This is a genomic window from Allokutzneria sp. NRRL B-24872 (genome assembly GCF_002155965.1).
Classification (GTDB): domain Bacteria; phylum Actinomycetota; class Actinomycetes; order Mycobacteriales; family Pseudonocardiaceae; genus Allokutzneria.
Map to the genome: position 1 here is coordinate 1 of NZ_MUMH01000172.1, position 17809 is coordinate 17809.

Annotated in this window: 17 protein-coding genes; 7 read left to right on the plus strand and 10 right to left on the minus strand. The window is 70.8% G+C overall.

The window, feature by feature from the left end; all coding sequences use genetic code 11:
- Nucleotides 1–59 precede the first annotated feature (59 nt).
- Nucleotides 60–1400: a deoxyribodipyrimidine photo-lyase gene (locus CCN37_RS33490; protein WP_086828729.1), complete on the plus strand. Its 1341-nt coding sequence runs from the start codon at nucleotides 60–62 to the stop codon at nucleotides 1398–1400.
- A 38-nt stretch (nucleotides 1401–1438) separates the two neighbouring features.
- Here the strand turns inward: CCN37_RS33490 and CCN37_RS33495 are convergent, their stop codons facing one another.
- Together CCN37_RS33495 and CCN37_RS33500 are read right to left on the minus strand one after the other, a co-directional pair.
- Nucleotides 1439–2641, minus strand: coding sequence for an ABC transporter permease (locus tag CCN37_RS33495; RefSeq protein WP_086828731.1), 1203 nt, complete (start codon nucleotides 2639–2641; stop codon nucleotides 1439–1441).
- Entirely contained in the window at nucleotides 2638–3549 is a 912-nt protein-coding gene (locus CCN37_RS33500) for an ABC transporter ATP-binding protein (protein ID WP_246843467.1), read from the minus strand. Before CCN37_RS33500 ends, CCN37_RS33495 begins: the two co-directional genes overlap by 4 nt.
- A 139-nt stretch (nucleotides 3550–3688) precedes the next feature.
- Between CCN37_RS33500 and CCN37_RS33505 the strand changes: the two genes are divergently transcribed.
- Entirely contained in the window at nucleotides 3689–4180 is a 492-nt protein-coding gene (locus tag CCN37_RS33505; RefSeq protein WP_086828755.1) for an FBP domain-containing protein, read from the plus strand.
- On the opposite strand, the gene CCN37_RS33510 is transcribed toward CCN37_RS33505, so the two are convergent.
- Together CCN37_RS33510 and CCN37_RS33515 are read right to left on the minus strand one after the other, a co-directional pair.
- Complete coding sequence (locus CCN37_RS33510; RefSeq protein ID WP_086828757.1) at nucleotides 4177–5727, minus strand: glycerol-3-phosphate dehydrogenase/oxidase; 1551 nt, start codon at nucleotides 5725–5727, stop codon at nucleotides 4177–4179. The genes CCN37_RS33505 and CCN37_RS33510 overlap by 4 nt on opposite strands.
- A 26-nt stretch (nucleotides 5728–5753) precedes the next feature.
- Complete coding sequence (locus tag CCN37_RS33515) at nucleotides 5754–6440, minus strand: TetR/AcrR family transcriptional regulator (RefSeq protein WP_086828733.1); 687 nt, start codon at nucleotides 6438–6440, stop codon at nucleotides 5754–5756.
- A 16-nt stretch (nucleotides 6441–6456) separates the two neighbouring features.
- Between CCN37_RS33515 and CCN37_RS33520 the strand changes: the two genes are divergently transcribed.
- Nucleotides 6457–8103, plus strand: a complete 1647-nt coding sequence (locus CCN37_RS33520) for an FAD-binding oxidoreductase (protein WP_086828735.1) — start codon at nucleotides 6457–6459, stop codon at nucleotides 8101–8103.
- On the opposite strand, the gene CCN37_RS33525 is transcribed toward CCN37_RS33520, so the two are convergent.
- Nucleotides 8060–8575, minus strand: coding sequence for a VanZ family protein (locus tag CCN37_RS33525; protein ID WP_086828737.1), 516 nt, complete (start codon nucleotides 8573–8575; stop codon nucleotides 8060–8062). The genes CCN37_RS33520 and CCN37_RS33525 overlap by 44 nt on opposite strands.
- Nucleotides 8576–8622: 47 nt before the next feature.
- Here CCN37_RS33525 and CCN37_RS33530 point away from each other — a divergent pair, with 47 nt between their 5' ends.
- Genes CCN37_RS33530 through CCN37_RS33540 form a run of 3 tightly spaced genes read left to right on the plus strand, consistent with a single transcriptional unit; the run spans nucleotide 8623 to nucleotide 11652 of the window.
- Nucleotides 8623–9825, plus strand: coding sequence for an amidohydrolase (locus tag CCN37_RS33530; RefSeq protein ID WP_086828759.1), 1203 nt, complete (start codon nucleotides 8623–8625; stop codon nucleotides 9823–9825).
- Nucleotides 9826–9865: 40 nt separating this feature from the next.
- Complete coding sequence (locus CCN37_RS33535) at nucleotides 9866–10765, plus strand: GNAT family N-acetyltransferase (RefSeq protein WP_086828739.1); 900 nt, start codon at nucleotides 9866–9868, stop codon at nucleotides 10763–10765.
- The gene (locus tag CCN37_RS33540) at nucleotides 10738–11652 is read left to right on the plus strand and encodes a GNAT family N-acetyltransferase (RefSeq protein ID WP_143261931.1); all 915 of its coding nucleotides are present in this window, start codon (nucleotides 10738–10740) and stop codon (nucleotides 11650–11652) included. The genes CCN37_RS33535 and CCN37_RS33540 overlap by 28 nt, the downstream gene beginning before the upstream one ends.
- Nucleotides 11653–11849: 197 nt before the next feature.
- On the opposite strand, the gene CCN37_RS33545 is transcribed toward CCN37_RS33540, so the two are convergent.
- The 4 genes from CCN37_RS33545 to CCN37_RS33560 form a co-directional block, all read right to left on the minus strand.
- Nucleotides 11850–12227: a hypothetical protein gene (locus tag CCN37_RS33545; RefSeq protein ID WP_086828743.1), complete on the minus strand. Its 378-nt coding sequence runs from the start codon at nucleotides 12225–12227 to the stop codon at nucleotides 11850–11852.
- On the minus strand, nucleotides 12224–15010 hold the full coding sequence (locus CCN37_RS33550; protein WP_086828745.1) for an FtsK/SpoIIIE domain-containing protein: 2787 nt from the start codon (nucleotides 15008–15010) through the stop codon (nucleotides 12224–12226). The genes CCN37_RS33545 and CCN37_RS33550 overlap by 4 nt, the downstream gene beginning before the upstream one ends.
- A gap of 66 nt (nucleotides 15011–15076) precedes the next feature.
- Nucleotides 15077–15325, minus strand: a complete 249-nt coding sequence (locus CCN37_RS33555; RefSeq protein ID WP_086828747.1) for a hypothetical protein — start codon at nucleotides 15323–15325, stop codon at nucleotides 15077–15079.
- 4 nt (nucleotides 15326–15329) lie between these two features.
- Entirely contained in the window at nucleotides 15330–15590 is a 261-nt protein-coding gene (locus tag CCN37_RS33560) for a hypothetical protein (protein WP_086828749.1), read from the minus strand.
- A 368-nt stretch (nucleotides 15591–15958) separates the two neighbouring features.
- Here CCN37_RS33560 and CCN37_RS33565 point away from each other — a divergent pair, with 368 nt between their 5' ends.
- Nucleotides 15959–17692: a M14 family zinc carboxypeptidase gene (locus tag CCN37_RS33565; protein WP_086828751.1), complete on the plus strand. Its 1734-nt coding sequence runs from the start codon at nucleotides 15959–15961 to the stop codon at nucleotides 17690–17692.
- 1 nt (nucleotide 17693) lies between these two features.
- Here CCN37_RS33565 and CCN37_RS42470 read toward each other — a convergent pair.
- Nucleotides 17694–17809 (minus strand): phage DNA packaging protein J (locus CCN37_RS42470; protein ID WP_143261932.1); only part of this gene is annotated, 116 nt, incomplete at its 5' end.

Sequence of the window (17809 nt, forward strand, 5' to 3'; positions counted from 1 at the left end):
GGAGGTGGCGGGGGAGTGAAGGTGGAGTGGGGCGGAGTGCGGGTGGGTACGGTTCCCTGATGAGTACGTCGATCTTGTGGTTCCGAAGGGACCTGCGGTTGGGGGACCACCCGGCTCTGGCTGAGGCGGGGCGCGCGGCTGATCGCGTGCTGGCGCTCTTCGTGCTGGACCCGAAGCTGGTGGAGGTCTCCGGAGCCCCTCGGCGGACCTTCCTGTACCGCTGCCTGCGCGATCTGGACGAGCGGTTGGACGGGCGGCTGCTCGTGCTGCACGGCGACCCGGCGGAGGTGGTGCCGCGCGTGGTGCGGGAGTACGAGGCGGGCAGCGTGCACGTCTCGGCGGACGCCGGACCCTACGGGCGCGAGCGGGATGCCTTGGTGGAGAAGGCGATCGACGTGGAGTTCGTGCGAACGGGCTCGCCGTACGCGATCACCCCCGGCCGCGTGGTGAAGGGCGACGGCACGCCGTTCAAGGTGTTCACGCCGTTCTACCGCGCCTGGACGGAGCACGGGTGGCGCGGCCCCGCGACCACCTCGAAGTCCACTGTGGACTGGATTGAACCGTCCACAAAGGACAGTATTCCGGATGACGAGGACCTGGGCGGGATGTCGTTGCCCGCGGCGGGAGAAGCCGCTGCGCGCAAGGCTTGGCGGAAGTTCCGCGAGGTGCGCGAGGACTACGCCGAGCACCGCGACCGCCCGGATCTCCCTGGTACGAGCCGGATTTCGCCATACCTGCGCTGGGGGTGCGTGCACCCGCGCACGCTGCTCGCGGACCTCGGCGCCGAGGACGAGGCGTACCGGCGGGAGCTGGCGTTCCGGGACTTCTACGCCGACGTGCTCTGGCACCGCCCGGAGACCGCGCGGGAGAACTACGACCGCAAGTTCGACGCCCTGCCCTACGACAGCGGCGAGAAGGCCGACGAGCTGTTCGACGCGTGGTGCGCCGGGGAGACCGGCTTTCCCATCGTGGACGCGGGCATGCGGCAGCTGCTCGCCGAGGGGTGGATGCACAACCGCGTGCGCATGATCGTGGCGAGCTTCCTGGCCAAGGACCTGCACATCTGGTGGCGGCGCGGAGCATCGCACTTCATGCGGCACCTGGTGGACGGGGATCTCGCGTCCAACCAGCACGGGTGGCAGTGGACGGCGGGCAGCGGGACCGACGCCTCGCCGTACTTCCGCGTGTTCAACCCGATCACCCAGGGCGAGAAGTTCGACCCCAACGGCGACTACGTCCGCAAGTACGTGCCGGAACTCCGTGGTGTGCAAGGGAAAGCCGTGCACCAGCCGTGGAAGCTCGCCGGAGGCAGGCCGAAGGACTACCCCGCGCCGATCGTCGACCACGCCGAAGAACGCCTCGAAGCGCTGCGCCGCTACGACGTCGTCAAGGGCAGATAGCAGTGCGGGGCGCCAGAACGGCGCCCCGCACAGGGAACTCAGCTGGCGCGGAAGGCTTCGCGGAGCTTGACGCGGCTGCCAGTGCGCAGCACGGCGTTGCCGAACACGCGGCCCGCCAACCAGATCAGCCCAGCCAGCGCCGCTGCGGCGAGGACGGCCGACACGATCACCTGCCACGCCGGGGCGACGCCGAGCGCGGCGCGGGCGGGCATCACGATCGGTGAGAACGGCGGGATGAACGACAGCACCTCCAGCAGCTTGCTCTCCGGATCGCGCGGGATCGTGATGAAGGTCAGCACGAACGGGATGATCGCGGAGAACATTAGCGGCTGGACGACGGAGTTGATGTCCTCCTGGCGCGACACCAACGACCCGGCCGTCGCGAACAGCACCGCGTAGAGGAAGAAGCCGAGGAAGTACCAGACCAGCGTCGACAGCACGGTGACCAGCACCGCGCCCTGCGGCAGCGTGAGCACGCCGAGCTGGATGGCCGCGGTGAGCCCCACCCCGGCCACGATTCCCATCTGCAGCAAGCCGACCAGGCCGATGCCGAGCACCTTGCCCGCGAGCAACTGCCACGGCCGCACCGCCGACAGCAGCAGTTCGATCACGCGGCTGGACTTCTCCTCGACGACGCCCTGCGCGACCGCCATGCCGAACATCAGCAGCGAGCCGTAGAGCAGGAAGGTCACGCCCATCGCGACGCCGAGCCGTTCGCCGCGCTCGGGGTCGTCGGGCTCGATCGTGCGGACCTCGAACTTCGCCCCGGCGACGGTGGACCGCACCGCGTTGGGGTCGAGTCCGGCCTCGGCCAGCTCAGCGTCCAGCGCCTGCTGCCGCACGAGCCCGTCCAGCGCGGCGCGCACCTGGTTGCCGAGGTCCTTCTTCACCAGCACCTGGAGCTTGTCGGTGGCACCGCTGACCAGGACATCGATCTCGCCCGCGGCGACCTGGCGCTCGCCGGTGGCCACGTCGGGGACGGTGGTGACCGAGACGTCCTCGCCGAGCGCCTTCGCCGAGGTCTTCAGCGGCTCCGCGAGAACGCTCGCCTGGCCGGTCATGCCGACGGTGGTCTGCGACATGCTCTGGCCGACGAAGAACATCACGCCGATGTAGGCGGCGATGACCACGATGATCGCGGCCGTGCCGATGACGAACGCCTTGGAGCGCACGCGGGTGTTCAGCTCGCGCTTGGCGACCAGCCAGACGCCGCGCGAGACGGAGACGGAACTCTTGCTCATGCCGCGCGCTCCTCGGTGACCACGTTGCGGAACAGTTCGGTGAGGGAGGGCCGGAGCCTGGCGAACTCGTGCACCGGACCGGTGTCGAGCGCGGCGCGCAGGACCTGCTGGTCGTCGGCGCCCTCGCCCAGCTCCAGGACGGTGCGGCCGTCGACGTGGCTGACCAGCGTCACGCCGGGCAGCTCGCTCGCCCAACCGTAGCTCGCCAGCGGCGCGTGCACCTCGATGCGCGCGGCCCCGCTGGAGCGCAGCTCCTCGACCGTCCCGTTCGCCACCATTTGTCCACTTCGGACGATCCCGACGCGGTCGCACAGACGCTCAACGAGGTCCAGCTGGTGGCTGGAGAACACCACGGGCACCCCGGAGTCGCACTTGTCGCGCAGCACCTGGCTCATCACGTCCACCGCGACCGGGTCGAGGCCGGAGAACGGCTCGTCGAGCACCAGCACCTCGGGGTCGTGCGCCAGCGCCGCGGCGAGCTGGACGCGCTGCTGGTTGCCGAGGGAGAGCTTCTGCACCTCCTCGTTGCGCCGCGCGGTCAGCCCGAGTCGCTCGGTCCACTCGTCGGCGGCCTTGCGCGCGGCGGCGGTGCTCATCCCGTGCAGCTCGGAGAGGTAGACCAGCTGCTCGACGACCTTCATCTTCGGGTAGAGGCCGCGCTCCTCCGGCATGTAGCCGATGTGCCGCCTGGTCTCAAAGGTGATCGGCTCGCCGTTCCAGCGGATCTCCCCGGAGTCGGCCGAGAGCACCCCGAGCGCGATCCGCATCGTGGTGGTCTTGCCCGCTCCGTTGCTGCCGACGAATCCGAACATCTCGCCCGCTCGGACCGAGAAGCTCATGTCCTGCAGGGCCACGACGGTGCCGTAGCTCTTGGAGACCCGATCGATCTCCAGCACCGCGTCAGACACGGTGTTCTCCCTCCGGTGGGCGACGACCTGCTCCGAGTCTGTCAACCTTGCGGCCGCCAGCACAAAAGATCGCGGGCAACGCGGCCGAGTTCACAGATAACCGGTGGCCGTCTCCGGCGCACCGGCCTACCTTCGCCTCGTGGACCCGCTCAGCCAGGACGACATCCGCTCGTCATTCGTGAACTGCTCCAAGGGTGAGGCGAAGGGCGTGACGCTGCCCGCCAGGGTGGAGACGATCCAGTGGGCTGATCTGGAGTTCCTCGGCTGGCGCGACCCCAAAGCCCCCGGCAGGGCCTATCTGGTGCTCTGGCACGACGGTACGCCGGTCGGGCTGTCCCTGCGCGCGACCACGCCGCCGAAGAGCAGGCTGCGGTCGTCGATGTGCGCCTTCTGCGCGACCGTGCACGGCGCGACCGACGTGGCGCTGTTCTCCGCACGGCGCGCGGGTGCCGCGGGCAAGGCGGGCAACACGCTGGGCACCTACCTGTGCCGCGACCTCTCGTGCTGCCTCTACGTGCGGCGCAAGCTCAAGCCCGAGGTGCCGCAGCCGAGCGAGACGCTGACCGTCGAGGACCGCATCGCCCGGCTGGAGCTGAACGCGCACCGCTTCGTCGCCGAAGTGCTGAGCTAGACGCCCTCCAAAGCCCGTCGTACCAGGGATTCCACGCGCTCGGCGGCCTTCGCGCGCTCGACCGGGACCAGGCCGACGCGCGTGCGCCGGTCGAGCACGTCGTCGGCGTTGAGCGCGCCCTCGTGCCGCACCGCCCACACCACCTCGGCGGCGGTGACGCCCTCGGCGACCTCTTCGGACAGCTCCGCGTCGAACTCGCTGAGCGCGCTGACGCGGGGTGCCTCCGCGCCGTAGCGGACGACGAGTGATCTCGGAGCATCCACAATGGACAGATAGCTCTGCGGGGCTGAGCCGACCAACGGGACGCGATCGGTCCGCGACTCCCCGCACTGAAGATTCCGTTGCCGCACAAGGGCGTCCACCGCATCCGAGGCCATCCGCCGGTAGGTCGTCAGCTTGCCGCCGACGATCGTGATCACACCCTCGCGCGAGCGCAGCACCGCGTGCTTGCGCGAGAGATCGGCGGTCTTGCCGTTGGCGGAGTCGAGCAACGGCCGCAGTCCCGCGTAGGAGCCGATGACCTGCTCACGGCCGATCGGTCGCTCCAGCACGGTGGACGCGACGCCGAGCAGGAAGTCCACATCGGACTCCGGCACCTCCGGCACATCGGGCACGGGGAGGTCGACCGGCTCGTCCGTCAGCCCGAGGTACACGCGTCCGCCCGCCTGCGGCAGCACCAGCGCGTAGCGGTTGCGCTCGCCGGGAACCGGCACGGTCAGCGCGGTCTGCGTGATGCCAAGGTCCGCGCCGGAGAGCACGAGGTGCGAACCGCGCGACGGCCGCAGCCGGACGCCGTCGACGACCTCGCCCGCCCAGACCCCGGCCGCGTTGATCACCGACTTCGCGCGGATGTCGAAGGACGCTCCGGTCAGCTCGTCGCGGACCTCCGCGCCGTCGCCGCCGACCTTGAGCGCGCGGACCCTGGTCAGGATGCGCGCGCCGAACCCCGCAGCCGTTCTGGCCAGCGTGACGACGAGGCGCGCGTCGTCGATGAGCTGGCCGTCGAAGGACAGCAGCCCGCCGCGCAACCCGGCTCGGCGCAGTCCCGGGGCGAGCGCCAGCGTCTCCGCGACCGGCACGCGCCTCGGCCCTGGCAGCACGGCGGTCGGGGTGCGGGCGGCTCTGCGCAGCGCGTCACCGGCGTGCAGCCCGGCGAACAGCACAGCCTCCGAGCTACGGGAAATCCCTTGCCCGGAACGGGTCTTGGCGTGCAGCGGGATGAGCTGGGGGAGGGCTCGGACGAGGTGCGGAGCCGTGCGCGTCATCAGGAGTCCGCGCTCGACGGCGCTTTCGTGGGCGAGTGCCACATCGCCGCGCGCGAGGTAGCGGAGGCCGCCGTGCACCAGCTTGCTCGACCAGCGCGATGTGCCGAACGCCAGATCGCGCGCCTCGACCAGCGCCACGGAGAGCCCGCGCGAGGCCGCGTCCAACGCGACTCCGGCCCCGGTCACGCCGCCGCCGATCACGAGCACATCCACGACCTGGCCGCCCGCGAGCGCTTCCAGTTCGGTCGCGCGCCGCCCGGCGTTGAGCGAGGTCGCCCGCAACGAGCCCGCGGGCAGCGGAGTGGCTGTCACGACTTCGCCTCCGGGGTCAGCGCGGCGTCGAGGGTGTGCGCCAGCTCCGCGAACAGCGCGTCCTCGTCGACGTCCGAGGTCGCCGGGCGGAGTGAGAGCACGACCGTCTGCGCGATCAGCAGCAGCATCCTGACCTGTGCGTTCGTGCCACCGCGGCGGATCGAGCCGTCCGCGTGCCCGGCGAGGACCTGCTCGTGCAGGAACTGCTCCGCGATCCGCTGCGTGCTGCCCAACCGCTCGAAGACGTAGGGGATGAGCAGCTGCGGGTCCACTTCCAGGACGCTCCGCAGCAGCGGACTCGCGCTGAGCCCCCGCACCCCCTGCACCACGCACCCCACCAACCGCCCCCGCGTGTGGCCGGGGTCTAAAGCCCTGAACGGGTCGTTTAGTGCGTCAGGGACCGCGACTTCGGCCAGGAGGGTGCCGAACTCCCTGGTCATGAGGGCGGCCAGGAGGGAGTTCACGTCGGGGAAGCGGCGATAGAGGGTCATCCGGCTGACCCCGGCCCGCCGGGCCACCTCGCTCAGCGTGGTGCGGCGCACGCCCAGTGCCAGCACGCAGTCGCGCGCCGCGTCGAGCACGGTGTCGTCGTGCACGCGGTTCACCGGGCTCCGCTGCTGCGCTCCCGGCTCGCTGACTGGCGCCCCGCTGGTCAACGACGGGGTGTGACATTCGGCAGCCATGTGTCACACTCTAGCTGTGAACCAGCGCATCGACCACACCCTTCGCGGCAGCTGGACCTCCGCCGAAGCGCACCTGCCGCCGCACGCGCTGCGGTGGTTGCGCACGCGCACCGGCCTGGGCACCGCGATCACCCCCGAGGCGCCCGGCTCGGTTCTCGCGGTCGGGGACTCGCAGCTCGGGGCGGACGCGCGCGCGGCGTTGGCGGAGGCCGTCGGCGAAGCGCAGGTGCTGGTGGACCGCGATGCCCGGCTCGGGCGTGCGGGCGGACTGTCCTATGTGGACTTGATGCGCCGCCGTGGAGCCGGGGAGCTGGACGTTCCGGACGCCGTGGTGCTGCCCGCCGATCCAGAGCAGATGCAGCGCGTGCTCGAAGTCTGCGTCGAGCACGATGTGGCCGTGGTCCCCTTCGGCGGCGGCACGTCCGTGGTCGGTGGCGTGAACGCTTTGCGCGGCAACAAGAGCGCGGTGATCTCGCTCGACCTGGTTCGCCTCGACCAGCTGGTCTCAGTCGATCCGATCTCGCGCACCGCCGTGTTCCGTGCTGGAGTTCGTGCGCCGGACGCGGAGCGCCTGCTCGCCGCGCACGGCTTCACGCTCGGCCACTTCCCGCAGTCCTTCGAGCGCGCCACGCTCGGCGGCTTCGCGGTGACGCGCTCGTCGGGGCAGGCGTCAGCGGGCTACGGGCGCTTCGAAGAGATGGTCGTCGGAGTGCGAATGGCCACGCCGCAAGGAGAAATGCGGCTCGGCGGTGTGCCCGCGTCGGCGGCCGGACCAGATCTGAAGCGCCTGGTGTTCGGCAGTGAAGGGCTGTTCGGCGTGGTCACCGAGCTGACTCTGCGCGTCCGGCCCGCTCCGCGCGTCAAGCACTACGAGGGCTTCGTGCTCGATGGGTGGGAGCGCGCGGCCGACGCGGTACGCGCGCTGGCTCAGGGAAGGGCGCTCGCCGACGTCACGCGACTGTCCGATGTGGACGAAACCGAGGTCTCATTCGAGCTCTCCGGTGGCTGGAAGGTCAAAGCGCTCAAGGCTTATCTGCGCGCTCGCGGCGTCGCCGAGCCGTGCATGCTCGTGTTGGGCTGGGAATCCGGCTCCCCGAGAGAACTCGCGACGCGGCGCGCGGCGGCGCTCAGCAAGCTCAAGCGCTTCCGGCCGGTCTCGCTCGGGCGCGCGCTGGGCGAGACCTGGCGCAAGGGGCGGTTCAACGGGCCCCGGCAGCGCGACGTGCTGCTGGACGCGGGCGTGTGCGTCGAGACGCTGGAGACGGCGGCGACGTGGGCCGACCTGACCGCGCTGCGCACGGCCGTGCGCGGAGCGCTGATCGATTCCCTTGGCGCACAGGGCAAGAGCCCAGTCGTGATGTGCCACATCTCGCACGCGTACGAGACCGGGGCCTCGCTGTACTTCACCACGCTGACCCCGCGCTCCACCGAGGACCCGCTCGGGCAGTGGCAGCGGGCGAAGGTCGCGGCGTGCGAGGCGATCGTCCGACACAGCGGCACGATCAGCCACCACCACGCGGTCGGCGTCGACCACGCGCCGTGGCTCGGCGCGGAGATCGGCGACCTCGGGCTCGAAGTGCTGCGCGCGGTGAAGCAGCGGCTCGACCCGACCGGCGTGCTCAACCCGGGAAAGCTCGTCGGCGACGCAAAACCGCGCCCGTGACCACGGCGGCGATCACCCCGCCGAGCGCGTTCGCGAAGTAGTCGGCGGTCGAGCACACGCGTCCGGGTATCTGGGTCTGCACCACTTCGATGACGCCCGGCAGCAGGATGGCCAGCCACACGCCGTGCCCGGTGCGCCGGGTGGCCAGCACGACCGCGATCACCACGGGCACGAGCACGATGAGGTTCAGCGAGTTCTCCAGGTCCCCCGCGAGCTGGGCGAGCGAGCGCAGCAGCTTGCTCCCGCGCGTCGGCAGGCACTGCGCCAGCGTGGGCGGACGCAGCTCCGCGCCGGGGCCGAACGTCAGCGCCAGCGTCGAGCTGACCAGCAACAACGACACCAGCGTCCAGCCGGGGTGCCAGCCGGTCCGCGCGGCGAGCGGGCGCCAGAACAGCAGGCTCGCCGCGCCGCCGAGCACGAGCCCGAGGCCGGTCCACCACGTGAGCGGCACGTGGACGTCGAAGAGGTACACGTACGGGGATGCTGCCTTGTCGGGTGTAGCGGGATAGTGTGGCCTGGGTGACCGGTGATCTCCTGATCCGTTCGGTGCGCCCCTGGCCCCACACCGCTGGCGGCCCCGAGACGGACGTCCTCTGCCAGGGCGGCTCCATCGCCGCCATCCAGCCCGGCATCCCCGCCCCGGACGGTGTCGCCGTCGTGGACGGGCGCGGCGGCGTGCTGCTGCCCGCCTTCGCCGACGCGCACGCGCACCTCGACTCCACCCGGCTCGGGCTGCCCTTCCGCGAGCACACCGCGGGACCGGGCCTCGCCGGGCTGATCGACAACGACCGCGCGCACTGGCGCTCGGCGGAGAAGAGCGTCGCTGAGCGCGCCACCCACACCCTCGGCCGCACCATCGCCGCGGGCGCCACGCTCGTTCGCAGCCACGCGCAGGTCGACACCGACTCCGGCCTGGAACGGCTCGAAGGCGTGCTCGCGGCGAAGGAAGCGCACTCCGCGCGCGCCGCCGTGCAGGTCGTCGCGTTCCCGCAGTGCGGAATCCTGCGCGACCCCGGCACGGAGGACCTGCTCGACCAGGCGCTGCGCGCGGGCGCCGATCTGGTCGGCGGCATCGACCCCGCAGGCCACGACCGCGATCCCGTGCGCCACCTCGACATCGTCTTCGGGCTCGCCGAGCGGCACCAGCGCGGGGTGGACGTGCACCTGCACGACGCCGGGGAGCTGGGCGCCTTCGAGATCGAGCTGATCTGCGAGCGCACCGCCGCGCTCGGCATGGCGGGCCAGGTGACGATCAGCCACGCGCTCGCGCTGTCCACTGTGGACTCCGATCGTCAGGTGGCGCTGATCGACCTGTTGGCTTCCAACGACATCGCGGTCACCACCGTGGCCAGCGGCCGGGCGAACCCGTTGCCGCTGCGCCGACTGCGCCGAGCCGGGGTGCGCATCGGGCTCGGCCAGGACGGCATCCGCGACTACTGGTCGCCCTACGGCAACGCCGACATGCTCGACCGCGCGTGGCAGTTGGCCTACCGCAACGGTTTCCGCGCTGACGACGAGATCGAGATGTGCGTGGACATCGCCAGCCGGGGCGGAGCGCACGCGCTCGGCGTCGACCGCCACCGCATGATCGAGGGCGATTCCGCCGATCTCGTCGTGGTGCCCGGCGACTCGGTGGCGGCGGCCGTGATGGACCGCGACGTGCGGACCCTCGTCGTCCGAGCGGGTGTTCTCGTGGCCGCGAACGGTGAACTCTACGCTTAATTCGGACGACAAGGTCGGCATGCGGAGGTAGGAAGGCCGCATGACCGACGATGCCGTCGCGCTCAGCCATTTCGCCCGGCTGGCAGCGCTCGACCCGCTGCTGCCCGCAGGCGCGCGCCTTGTCGGGGACGACCCGGTCGAAGCTCCGGGCGCGGTGGGCTACAGCTTCAGCGATGTCAGCGAGCCGACCACCGCGATCTGGGGCGCGGCGCGCACGCACACGCTTCGTTTGCGGCTCGCCACCGGCAGCGACGCCGAACTGGGCGGCCTGCTCGACGAGTGGGAGAAGCGGCTCGCGGCGTCGTGCACGCCCGGCGACCGCGATGAGTCCGCCGTCGTCCGGCTGGCCAGCCGGGACAGCGTTGCCTTGCGGGAATTGGTGTTCCGAGGCTTCGCGACCGCGACGGTCATCGCTGTGCGCCCGGCGGGTCGCTCCTCGCCGCCGGCGCGGCCGGGGAACAAGATCCGCCCGGCTGAGCCTTCGGACATCCCCGCGCTCACTGAACTCTCCGTCGAGCTGCACAGTCACGCCGCGCAGTACGGCATGGTCACCGATCGGCCCTACGCCCGCGAACTGCTCGAAACGAGCGTGCGTGAGGCGGTGGAAGCCGGTGACGGCCTGACCATGGTCGCGGAGCAGGACGGTGAGGTGATCGGCCTCGTCGAAGCGATGGTGGGCGAGCGCGCCGCGTGGATGAAGGGGATGACCTCCGCTTCTCCCGCCGCCTACATCGCCAAGCTCTTCGTCCGGCCCGATGTGCGCGCCTCCGGCGTCGGCGGTGCGCTCGTCACCGACGTGCACGCGAAGCTCGACGAGCGCGGTGTCTCGGCCACGTTGCTGGAGCACGTGCTGCACAACGAGTTCTCGACCCCCTTTTGGTATCGCCACGGATACCGTCCACTGTGGACGACGTGGCAGCGACGACCGGCGGTGCGTTGATGGAAGACGTCGTTCAGGGCCACTACGAGCGCCTGGCCGCGCTCGATCCCCTGTTCCCCGTGACCACGCCGCCCTCGGACGTGTCACGGATCGACGTGCCCGGCGCGGTCGGCTTCTTCTCGGCGGAGGTCAGCAGCCCCGAGGTCGCGCTGTGGGCGGCAACCCATCGGAACGTGCTGCGAGCGCGGCTCCGCACCGGTTCGCCGGAAGAACTCGGCGCGCTGCTCGACGAGTGGGACAAGCACCTCGCGGAGTCGTGTGTGCCGGGGGACCGAGATTCGGCTGCGATCGTGAACTGGCCGAGCCGGGACAGCCTCGCGGTGCGCGAGCTGGTGTTCCACGGCTTCGCGCCCGCCTCCGTGATCGCGGTCCGGCCCGCTGGGCGTCCGATCCCCGCCGTTTCGGCCGCGCACGAGATCCGGCCCGCGGTTGAGGCTGACCTTCCCGTGCTCATCGAGTTCTCCGTGTCGCTGCACAGCCACGACGCGCGCTACGGCCTGGTCACTGAGCGCCCGAACGCCCGCGACGTGCTCGCCGAAGAGATGCGTGAGGCGGTGGCCGAGGGGATCGTCCTCGTGGCTTCGCGCGGAGGTTCCGTGGTCGGGTTCGTCGAGGCCGACACGGGCGAGCGCGCGAGCTGGGCGCAGGGGATGGTCACCGCCACGCCGACCGCCTACCTGAGCAAGCTCTTCGTCCTGCCGGAGGCGCGTTCCGGCGGCATCGCCAGCGCCCTGGTCGCGGAGGTGCACTCCAGGATCGACGCCGAGGGCGCTCCGGTGACGCTGATGGAGCACATCCTGACCAACGAGTTCTCCACGCCGTTCTGGTACCGCCAGGGATACCGTCCCCTGTGGACGGTCTGGCAGCGCCGCCCCGTCATCCGCTGACGCCGCCCCGAACACCCCACCCCTCAACGCCTCGCGCACGCCAATAACCGTTTCGTACTCAACTCGGGAAAGAGAGCGCTCCCAAATACCGTTAGGAGTACGAAACGGGAAGGTTCAGACCACCCCGGCGCGCGTTGGGGCGAGCGGGGCGGTGGGATGCATGGGGTTAGTTTAGCTGGTGGGAGGGGTGATCGAGGCTAGTCGCGCTTGCGTGGACGGAGGAGGGTTCGCTTGGCGAGCACCTCTTCGAGGGCCTGGCGGGTGCGCTCGACCTCGCCGTCGAAGTGGTTCTGGTCGGCGGCGGGCACGGACGCGGCGGGCTTGGGCAGCGGCTTGATGGACAGCCACCGCTCGTCCCAGAGCGCCTCGACGGCGGTCTCCCACTGGGTTTCCACGCTCATCCGCACGAGGCGTTCGCGGTCGGCGGCGCGGGCGAGGCGTTCGCCGTTGCTCTCCACCTCCAGCTCCAGCTGACGCGCGCGTTCCTTGTCGCGGGCCCGCGTGCGCTGCACGGCCTCGTCCACCCGGCCGGTGATCTCGCGGTACCGCTGGCTTGCGGAGAGTCCCTCGCTCACAGCTCACCTCCGCTGGGGTCGATGCCGATGTCGAAGGGGATCACGACTTCGGGCTTGGCGTGCTCGAAGCGGTCGAAGAACAGCCCGCGCCTCGGTCGCGGCGCCCAGCTGATGATCTGCCCGGCGGCCAGGCTGGACAGCTCCTGCCCGTGCACGTCGAGCGCCACCCAGCTGCCGATGTCGTCGAGCGCCCCGCCGATCAGCGAGCTCTTGAGCCGTTGCGCGCTGCGCCACCAACCGATGACGTGCGTGCCGAACTCCGGCCCGTGCTTGAGCACGAACTTCATCGTGTCCAAGCCGGACTGGCGGGTGGCCGGATTCTTGTTCTCCAGCAACGGATACGCCGCGTCGATCGCGTAGAGCAGCACGTAGTGCGGGCGCGGAGCCTCGGTCCCGGTGCCGGACAAGCGCGCGTTCAGCCCTTCGGCGAGGCCGTCGAGCTTGGCGCGGATGCCGTCGAGGTCGATCACGTCGACGCCGTGGCCTGCGGCCGTCAGCTCCTCAGCCAGTGACCGCGCGCTCGCCGAAGCGTCCTCGGTCAGGTAAGCGACCGTGAAGTCAGCCTCGCCCGGAGCATGTTGCCGCGAAAGGGAAAGCGCCGCCGCGCCGAGCACTCCGGTCGCGTCGCGGAGCACGGAGCCGATCGCCGCGACGTTGCGCCCCGGGGAGCGGACCATGCGGACCTTGGCCGCGCTGCCGCTGACGTCGATGACCTGGCCGAGCAGCGCGGTGGGCACACCGGCTCCCGGGCGCAGCGCTGTGAAGTCGTCCACAGTGGACAGACGGGGCACTTTTTCGCCGTCGAAGAGCAGCGGCTCCGCCAGGCTCTCCGCGCGCCGCTGCCACAGGTCGAGCTGGAGCGCGTCGAAGGTGCCCTTGCTCGTCGCGTCGGGCACGCGGGCGATCTCGTTGCCGTGCCGCACACCGGAATCGTGGTTGATCACCGCGTGCCTGCGCGGCACCTCCATGGCGGCCAGGTTGGTCTCGGCGAGCACCCGCCGCGCCTTGGGCAGCGCCACCCGCAGCACGAACTGCTCGAAGATCGCGGGCTTGCCCCAGAACGCCTCGATGCCGGAGACGTCCTGGCTGGAGAGCACCAGGTGGATGCCCTGCGACCGGCCGCGCCGCGCCACGTCCTCCAGCAGCCCGACCGCACGGCTGGTGACCGCGTCGCGCTCGGCGAAGAGGTACTGGAACTCGTCGATCACCGCGACGATCCTGGGCCAGCGACCGGCGGGGTCCTCGGCGCGCAGTTCCTCCAGCTTGGTGACCTCGTGGTGCTTGGCCGCGTCCGCCCGCCGCCGCATCTCGTCGGCGAGGAACTTCAGCAGCGCCAGGCCGAACTCGCGGTCGGCGTTGACGTTCACGCCGACCAGCCGCGCGTGCGGCAGCCAGCTCGGGTCCTTGCGGCCGGGGGTGAACTGCGCGAAGGACACGCCCTCCTTGAAGTCGAGCAGGTACAGCTCCAGCTCGTCCGGGGAGTAGCGCGACACCAGCGCGCCGAGCATCGCGTAGAGGAAGTTCGTCTTGCCGGAACCGCTCGGCCCGCCGACGAGCACGTGCGGCGAGGCGTCGCCGATGATCATCGAGACGGGTTCGCCGTCGTGGTAGCCGATCGGCGCCTCCAGCCCGGAGGAGGACGCCGAGCTCCAGCGCGCCTCGGGCAGCAGGTCGTCGAAGGTGCAGACCCGGCTCCTGCGCTCCAGCAAGGACTCCGAGATCGCGCCGCAGGCCTTGGTGACCTGCTCGCGGGGCAGCTGCGGGTCGAGCGTCACCGACGCGTGCGGGCCGGTCATCGTGCCGCGCACGACGCCGTCCTTGCCCACCCGGATCGTCTCCAGCGGCGAGTTCACGGTGATCGGCAGGTCGACCAGGATCAGCTGGATGCCGCAGGCCAGGCCGTTGCGGGCGATGCGTTGCAGCTTCTGCTGGAGCTGCTCCTCCAGCGCCGTGCGGTTGCCGAAGAGCACGGCGACGCGCCACGGCTCGGTGCGCCTGCCCGTGGCCTCGGCGACCGCGCGCAGCGAGGGCCTGCCGTCCACCAGGACGCTGGTGTGGATGCGGCGGATGTGCTCGGCGAACTCGTCCAGCAGCTCGTGCAGCCGCGCGGGGTCGTGCACGGTCAGCAGGCCCGCCCTGGCCAGCGGGTAGAGGCCGGGCAGCGCGCCGGTGAGCTGGGCGACGTCCCAGACGTGCAGCTGCACGGCCCCCGGCTGGAAGTAGCTGATCAGCCGCAGCAGCAGCGCTTCGACGGTGCCCTCGATCTGCGCGCGCGTCTCCGGGGTGGAGCTGAACGACAGGTGCGACTCGTCGAGCAGCGGGACGGCGGCCGGGAACTCCTCGCGCTCCGGCGCCCGGTCGATCACCGCCGAGCCGACCCGCCACAGCCCCGGCACGTCACCGTTGCCGTCGCGCTGGCCCGCCTGGCCGAGCCAGGTCTGCCACGGCTCGCCGGCCGGTCCGGGCGCGGCCTCGGCCATCAGGCGGTGCAGTTCGAGCGGGCCCTGGCCGGTCCAGCCGGTGAAGATGCCCTGGTGCTCCTCCAGCGCGTGCTCGACAACCGGCTTGAGCAGCGGGTTCTCCAGGCAGCGGCGGAAGGCGGGGTCGTCGACCGCCGTGGTCACACCGGTCTGCCGCAGCCACAGCTCGAACATGCTGCGGGCATGGGCCACCGCCGCCCGCGAGTGGTCCCGGGCAGCCGCGCCGAGGGCAAGGCCCACGGTCTCGCGGAACTCCTCGAACGCGTGCTCGATCTTCTTGCGGCGTTCGGTCCGCTTGTTCAACGCTCACCCCAACGGCGTTGTCGGTGTACCCATGATCAAGTTATCAACGCTCCGGGCACGGGTTCCTCACAGGGAGGCCGCGAAAACACCGATCGCCTCCGCGCCCTCTGACAGTGTGCCGAGCAACCGCTCCAGGAGTTCCTCCGCCCTGGCCAGTTCGGGCGGGACCAGCGAGCGCTGGTGGTCCCTGGAGAGGTCGGCGAACTCCTCGGCGGCCTCGGACAGCCGGTCCGACGCGGTGCGCGCGTGGTGCACGGCCGCGCCGAGGTGCTGGTGCGCCACCTCGAACGCGGCCCGCAGTTCGGCGACCGACACGCTGCTACAGCCGGTTCGCGTAGTCCTCGGCGGTCGAGATCGCCTGGGTCACGCCGTTCTGGACGTTGTTGAGGTCCTCCAGCATCTGCGTGAACATGCCCTGGATCTTCTCGGCGTCGTCCTGGGCGCTGCCCTCGGACGCCGCGACGAACGCGGTCTGCGCCTCCTCGATGGCCGACGCGGCCTGCTGGAGTGCGGCGATGCTCTCGTTCGCCTTCTCGGTGGCCAGGCTGATCCCCGCTCGAACCTGCTCGACGCTTGCCATGTCGCTTCAGCCCTTTCAACACGCCGTGCACTGCGGCCGACTCCTGTGGGCCCCACCGGCCGCACTCTGAAGTAATACCGCTCCGCCGCACGGGCGCAAGCACGAGGGAACAAGATCGGCCGATAGGGCGTCCCACGACCCCGCCCGGCTCCCCACCTGTGGATCTTCCGTTCGGGTGCGGCCCGGTGGGCGCAAGTCGGTAACCGAATGACACGCCTGGGCAAATCAAGGAAAATTCCTAACTCACCCTCTGGTGCGCGCGGCCACTGGCGCCCACGTGTGGACGGCGTGGGCCGTCTGGCGGATTGTCGGCCTTCCCGCGCGGCCAACAGGATCTTTTCGTCGCCATCGACGGAAGGACTCCCTCCATGCCAAGACGCTCAGGTCGGCTCCGCGGCGCACTCGCCGCCACCGCGGCGGCGCTGACGGTGGCCACCCTCGCGCCGGTCGCCACCGCGGCCCCTGGCGCCGAGCAACCCCAGGTCTTCGACGTCACCGCGCCCGGTCAGGACGTCGCCGCGCTCGCGAAGCGGCTCGCCGACAAGGGCTTCGACGTCGTCTCCCGCAAGGGCGGCGAGGTCCAGGTGCTCGGCACGGAGCGGACGAGGGGAGAACTGGCCGCCGAGGGCGCCGCCGTCGTGCGCAGCGCGCCCGGTCCAGCGCCGGTGGTGGCCGCCGCGGCTTACCCGAAGCCGAAGTTGTTGGCGGACAAGGACTATCCGACGCACTACGGCGGATACCGCACCGTGGAGGGCTTCCACTCCTTCACCCGTGACGTCGCGGCGGCCTACCCGTCGCTGGTGCGGCGCGTCGAGTACGGCGACTCGTGGAAGAAGGCGCAGGACCCCGGGGCCGGGAACAGCCTGGAAGCCTTGTGCATCACGGCGAACGCGGCGAACGGGTGCAAGACCGACCCGAACTCCGCGAAGCCGCGTTTCCTGCTGATGGCGCAGATCCACGCGCGCGAGCTGACCACGAGCGAGATGGCGTGGCGCTACATCACGAAGCTGGTCGACGGCTACGCCGACGACGCCGACGTGACCTCGGTGCTCGACGGAACTGAGATCTGGGTTGTGCCGCAGGTGAATCCGGACGGCATCCAGTGGGTGGAGTCCGGCCTCAAGGGCGAGACGGGTGCGGCAAGCAACTCGTGGCAGCGCAAGAACGTCAACAACACCAACGGTGCTGAGCCCTGCCGGGGGAACTCCGGCTCGCAGTTCGGCATCGACCTGAACCGCAACTGGGACTCCAACTGGGGCAAGGCCGGCACCTCCACCGGCACCTGCAACCAGGTCTACAAGGGCCCGAAGGCGGCTTCCGAGCCCGAGGTCTCGCAGCTCGCGACGCTGTTCGCCAAGCTCTTCCAGGACCAGCGCGGCCCGGCGCCGACCGATCCCGCCCCGGTGACCACGCGCGGCGCGATGATCACCCTGCACACGTACTCGAACCTGGTGCTCTTCCCGTGGGGCTACGACGGGAACGTCAAGGCGCCCAACGATTCCGGCCTGCGCTCCATGGCGTTCCGGATGAACCACTACAACGGCTACGACGCGGGTCAGCCCGGCGAGGTCCTGTACGACGCGTCGGGCACCACCGACGACTGGGCCTACGACAAGCTCGGCATCGCGTCCTTCACCTACGAGATCGGTCCGCCGTCCGGCGAGTGCTCCGGCTTCCACCCGGCGTACACCTGCCAGGACCGCTTCTGGCGGGAGAACGAGGGCGCGCTGTTCTACGCCGCGAAGGTGGCCGCTCAGCCCTACGTCTCCGCGCAGGGACCCACCGTCTCCGGCATCACCGTCGCGCGCGCTCGCGGTCAGTTCGCGTCCTTCACCGCGAAGGCCGACGACGACGCCTACGGCCGCGCCGGCGTGGGTCGCCCCGCAGCGCAGAACATCGCGGCGGCGGAGATCTACCTCGACAAGGCTCCGTGGGCCGGTGGCACCCCGCAGGCGCTCGACGTCCGCGGCACGGGTCCCACCGTGGAGATCGGCGGCGTCGTCCCCACCACCGACCTGGCCAAGCGCCTCGCCTACGTCCGCGCCAAGGACGCCGCGGGGAACTGGGGCCCCTTCACCACCACCTGGCTCCCCGCCCGCTAGTTCATCGTCGGAGCGCACCGTCCTTCAGGCGCCCCCAACCCCACGTCGGTTGGGGGCGCCCGTCCCGTGCACCTGATCGTGTGCTGGTGCGGCTGGAAGCTCCCGTTTCGTACCGGA

What these genes read in the sequence shown, in the direction of transcription:
- CCN37_RS33565 (WP_086828751.1), top strand. Translation starts at nt 15,959, where the DNA reads ATGCCAAGACGCTCAGGTCGGCTCCGCGGCGCACTCGCCGCCACCGCG.
- CCN37_RS33515 (WP_086828733.1), bottom strand. Translation starts at nt 6,440, where the DNA reads ATGGCTGCCGAATGTCACACCCCGTCGTTGACCAGCGGGGCGCCAGTC.
- CCN37_RS33560 (WP_086828749.1), bottom strand. Translation starts at nt 15,590, where the DNA reads ATGGCAAGCGTCGAGCAGGTTCGAGCGGGGATCAGCCTGGCCACCGAG.
- CCN37_RS33490 (WP_086828729.1), top strand. Translation starts at nt 60, where the DNA reads ATGAGTACGTCGATCTTGTGGTTCCGAAGGGACCTGCGGTTGGGGGAC.
- CCN37_RS33495 (WP_086828731.1), bottom strand. Translation starts at nt 2,641, where the DNA reads ATGAGCAAGAGTTCCGTCTCCGTCTCGCGCGGCGTCTGGCTGGTCGCC.
- CCN37_RS33535 (WP_086828739.1), top strand. Translation starts at nt 9,866, where the DNA reads ATGACCGACGATGCCGTCGCGCTCAGCCATTTCGCCCGGCTGGCAGCG.